Source organism: Methanobacterium sp. (assembly GCA_012838205.1).
Taxonomy (GTDB): domain Archaea; phylum Methanobacteriota; class Methanobacteria; order Methanobacteriales; family Methanobacteriaceae; genus Methanobacterium.
The window spans coordinates 1-5186 of sequence record DUPR01000063.1; the positions used below are offsets into that span (position 1 = coordinate 1).

Below are 5186 nucleotides of genomic sequence, written 5' to 3' on the forward strand. Positions count from 1 at the left end.
AATATTCGTTTTATTGCTTTAGGTAAAGTTGTTCTGAAGTAGTTTTCTATTTTATTGCTGGTTTTACTGATATTTGGGTCTTTTAGGTAATTTGCGAATCTATCAAAGTGTACTAGGAATTTTTTAGTTATTATTTTCCTAAATTGATAGGGGATATTGTTGATTTGTTGTTTTAATTTGTAAAATAACTTTTTTGCTGTGTTATAGTTTTGTGAGTCTATTATTTCAAATATTTGGTTTTTATAATTGTTAATTTGATTTAATTCTTCTGTATGTGTTTTGTTTTTTCTTTTACATTTTTTTTTCCAAGTGTTTATCTCTTTTTTAACGTGAAATATGCATAATTGATGTTTTATCTTTAATTTATCCATTATATTTCTGTAATATGGTTTAGAGTCTGTGGTTATTGCTATTATGGGGATTTGTGCTTTAATTTCTTTTAAAAACTTTTTTACTGTCCGTGGATTTAATTGTTTTACTATTTTTTCTTGAACTAGGATATTGTTTTTTATGTCGAATAATGCTAATCTATACATCCATTGGCCGTTAATTTTGACATATTGTTCGTCGTAGTTGTAATATCCTGAATAAAATGTTGTAATGGTTTTATTTTTCTTTTTAATTGTTTTTGTTAGCCAGTTTTTGATTGATTGTGGTGAAGGCCTTTTATTCCATTCTAATTCGATGATTTTAGCTATGTTTCGTAGCGAAACATGTTGTAAGCTGTTGATTAAAGCTGGATTCTCTTTTATTTCTTCATTATAAGTTGAACCAGGTTTTAAATTCTTGTTTAGTTTTGTTTGGTAAAATATGCCACATTTTATGCATTTATAACGTTGTAATCTTATTTTAAATGGTTTGATTTCTTTATCATGGATGATTTTTTCATTAAATCCATATTTAATGAATTTTTTAGAGTTACATTTTGGGCAAACAGGATTTACGGCGCTATAACTATTATCATGATTTTTATATACTTTTTTACTATTTTTAAGTGTTTCTAGAGGGTCATGATATATTTCAGTTATTAATTCCATGTTTTTGTCTTTTAAATTTAACCAATCGTAAAGTTTATATTGTTTAGAAGCAATACTATCGTAGAGAGTAGGTTGTTTTATGTTTGGCATGTAAATTAATCTACTCTCACCCATATATTAATTTTACTACTTCAAAATTGAAAATTAAGATTAAATACCACAATAAAAAAAATGATATATAATTCATTAAAAATAATACAGAATTTGCTACCAACTAAAAAATGGACAACATCTAAATCTCCATTTTTTTCGGTAATGATTATTCAATTATTCAATTTATTGGATATTTAGTCTAATAACTTTGTAACCGTATGAAAATGAAATATTATTTTCAAGATGCTTATTACTTTCGTTATATATTTTAAGGAATAAAATGAAAATTAATGTTGTACAACAATAATGACTGAGTAATACAATAGAATTGTTTTTTATGTGAACATAATTAAGAGGGGGGATTGAAAAAATGGGTTCCAGTATTGATGAAAACCAATACGCATCCCAAGGAAACATTGAATACTTGATTTCTGCCCTTAATGATAAAGATTACTCTATCAGAAAAAGGGCTGCCAAGGCATTGGGTGGTTCAGATGATGAAAGAGCTGTTTTAGGCCTTATTGATTCTTTGAAATATCATGAATGGTTTACTAATCACAAAGTTATAAATAGTGTGAGGGTTTATTCTGCTGAATCTTTAGGGGTCATCGGCGACCCACGTGCTATTATGCCTTTGATGGAATCATTAGAAGAAGATCCCATTGCAGAAGTTAGAGAAAAAGCTGCCTGGGCACTTGGAAGGTTCGACACCATCGAATCAATTGATGCTCTTACTTGTGCATTGTATGATGAAGAATGGATGGTAAGAAAATCGGCTGCCAATTCGCTGGGAACACTCCAAGCGATTGATAAAATTCCCTATCTATATGAGTTGTTTGATGATGAAAACGAACTTGTCCGTAATGAAGCTTTAATAGCTCTGGGAAAGATGGGTGAATCCAAGGCTATAGAAATACTATTAAATTATTTAAGTGATCAAGACCGTGATGTTAACTTAAGATCACTGGCTGCATTTGAAGAAATAGGCACCCCAGCAGTAGAACCGCTTAAAAAAGCACTTAAAAGTGGAGATTGGCAAGTGCGTCTGCGTGCAGTTGAAGCGTTGGAGCAAATTGGTGGTGAAACTGTACAAAAAGAATTAATTAGCCTTATACATGGATTTTTTTCAAAAGATAATAATTATCTTGTAAGAGCCAAAGCAGCCGAAGTTCTAGGAGTAATCGGCGATGAAAAAGCTTTAAAACCTCTTAGGAAAGCGTGTGACGATAATCATGAAATTGTCAGATACAATGCAAAACAGGCCATCCGGGAAATAATCAAAAACATCAATAAATATGAGATATGGAATTTTGATAATGGAGAAATATCATTCAATTTCACTCGTAATTGGGAGATGATAAGCACTGCTGATCCTAAGAAGGTAGTTAAAGGACAGTACGATAATAACACCATTACTTTTTCAATAACCAGGAATGAAGATGTGTTTGATATTTCTGTTAAGGAATTTTCTCAAATGCTTAAACATGTTTTTGACATTCAGAACACTGCGCTTATCAAAGAAAAAGAGTTCACTAAAGATGACATGGATTGTTATCTTCTTTTGGGTGAAAATCAAAAGGTTTACCCCACCAAAATTATTATTATTTCATTCAAAAAGTACGACTTACTGTTTTATCTTTGGTTTGCAGGGGATCCTTTTGCACTTGAAAGTTCAAAGGATGAAATAAGCCTTATAGTAAATAGTTTCAAAATATCTGGTTAAACTTTTTATAAAAGATTTCAGATCGTGTCTTTTATAAAAAACCAAACAAGTTATGGGTTTTTGATTTTATAAATTCTTTAGTAGAAGAATGTTCTTCAATAGAATATTCTTCATCTTCCAGATATTCCTGTTCTAGGCCGTCATCAGATCCATTAAAATCATCTATATTGTTTTGGCCAGTTATATGGTAGTATTTTCCACTAATTTGCGTGTCATCTTTTTTTGACTCAAATTTTTGTGAATAATATTTTCCCATCTAACTCCTCCCACAATAAATTGTTCTTGTTAAACAATATGTCAACGATCTATAAAAATCTTTTTCTTATCTGAATATTTCTTAATTAATTAGTGAAATTTATTATCCAATTTTTTTTTAAAAAAAATGGATTAGTTGAAAATTTATGGAAAAATTAGCCAAAAATCAAAAATCGTGTTTAAGTCCACATTTATAGTTGCACATATATCCTAATTGATCAATATACAATGATTTCTAAGAATTTCCGAGATCCTGTCTAATGTAATAATATTCTCGATGTTTATTCATAAATTTTTTTTAAAAATCTCCACTATCTACACTTTCAGAATATTTTGATAAAAATTTAGGGAAGTAATAATTATTTGCAAGGTATGAAAATTTATGAAAAAAAGTAAACGCATTATGTTAATAAAATTAAAGATGAACAATTATTTTAGAAATATATCAAAAATACTCATGACATCTATACCAACTGATATCAGAATGGTTATTTAAGGAAGTTTAATTTATCACAAATTTTGTATTACATTTTGGAAATTTACTTCGTTAAACCCTGATATAACGAACTTAATTTTTGATTTTTTTTAGGGAGCTTAATCAATTATCATTTCTGTCACAATCTGAACTTCGTAAAGAGTGAAAAACACAAAGTTTGAAAAAAACAAGATCAAATTTTAACTGTGACCAAACTTAATGGGTTAGAAAAAAAAGTGGTTCTTTAAGGCGGATCTTCACATTGATAGTTACGCCAAGCGTGGTGTTAAGGAAGATTATAGGCTAAGAAACCCGCTATAAGATCATAATCCATTTATGAATATTCCATCCTAAACAATGCAAAGAGGAACGATCAAGTCGATTAATTTTTACAAGCTTTTAGTTTCTTTTAATCATGTCCGATATGTCCGATATATGACCGTTATATGACCGTTATATGTACGATATGTCCGTTATCATAAAAGTTCATATTTCCTTCCTTTTTTCTCACCCACTGCTATTATGAGTTTTTTATCCAATAAATCAACTAGATATCGTCTAAGTGTCCTTTCACTTATACCTGGAGAAATGCGTAAGAAATCCGACATGGTTAAAGAACCGTGTTCTTGCATATAAGACACTGCCTGGATTTGACTACGATTAAGACCAATACTTTCCAGATATTCCTTAGTATACACGTTTTTCATCATGTAAACCGAAAATCCGGCAAATTCTTCTTTAAAATCAGGTTCAGGGAGTCCTGCATTTTTAAGAGACTTAATCATCTGGCGAATGCCTGATCCATGAACTTCAACCAGACCAGCTTTGAAAAACATCTCAGCGATTAAAGGATTTCGAGTGGAAGATGGATGGAGTTGGGTTAGTTTTTCAATGGTCATCCCCCCAAACAGTTCTCCCGGGTTGAAAAACCAGATCTTATCATCAAATATCTTGATCTGGGTCTGTATTCCATATTTAAAATAATCCCTATGGACAATAGAGTTTATAAGGGCTTCACGTATGGCTTCAAGAGGGTAATCCCAAACTTCATCACGGGTTAACTTGCCTTTTATCTCAAATTTCACATTTAAAGAATTTTTAATGGCTTCTTCAGCTTCTTCTGCCTGCCTAAACAAATTGCCTTTAACTCGCCTATCAGAAATACTGACTCCATTTTTAAATTTTAACACCCTAACCAGGGCATTGGTAAAATATTTCTGAGGATCCTTACCAAAAAGAACTATAGCTGCATTAGTGAGCTTACCTTCAACTAAAAGGTTAATTTTGAGAAGTAAATCAGATAGATCTGCAGCATCATCTGCGACTAGTCTTCCTTTACTGACAGCTCTCCTAATAAATCTGCGAAGAGCCTCCTCATCTATTTCATCCAGACTGTAATCATTGGTCAAGCCATCCCAATTACTCTCCTTTAAAAAGAAATCCCGTAATTCATCCCCCAACATTCCAGTCGTAGTAGTGCCAACTCTTTTATAATATTTTCCATTGTAAGAAATAGGATTAGAACTTTTTTCAACATCTATCCTTAAAACCTTCTTCCCATCAAACTCAAAACAGGAAATATTAGGATGAATTCCCATTTTAT

General features: G+C 30.9%; 4 protein-coding genes. 1 reads left to right on the forward strand and 3 read right to left on the reverse strand.

The annotated features are described in order from the left end of the window. The coding region (locus GXZ72_09060; protein ID HHT19692.1) for a transposase family protein at positions 1 to 1127 on the reverse strand (1127 nt) is incomplete at its 3' end. A gap of 373 nt (positions 1128 to 1500) precedes the next feature. Between GXZ72_09060 and GXZ72_09065 the strand changes: the two genes are divergently transcribed. Then, complete coding sequence (locus GXZ72_09065) at positions 1501 to 2853, forward strand: HEAT repeat domain-containing protein (protein HHT19693.1); 1353 nt, start codon at positions 1501 to 1503, stop codon at positions 2851 to 2853. Between the two features lie 31 nt (positions 2854 to 2884). On the opposite strand, the gene GXZ72_09070 is transcribed toward GXZ72_09065, so the two are convergent. Together GXZ72_09070 and GXZ72_09075 are read right to left on the reverse strand one after the other, a co-directional pair. Continuing rightward, complete coding sequence (locus tag GXZ72_09070) at positions 2885 to 3109, reverse strand: hypothetical protein (protein HHT19694.1); 225 nt, start codon at positions 3107 to 3109, stop codon at positions 2885 to 2887. Positions 3110 to 4059: 950 nt separating this feature from the next. Then, positions 4060 to 5186, reverse strand: a 1127-nt coding sequence (locus GXZ72_09075) for a transcriptional regulator (GenBank protein ID HHT19695.1), incomplete at its 5' end; no start/stop codon positions are given.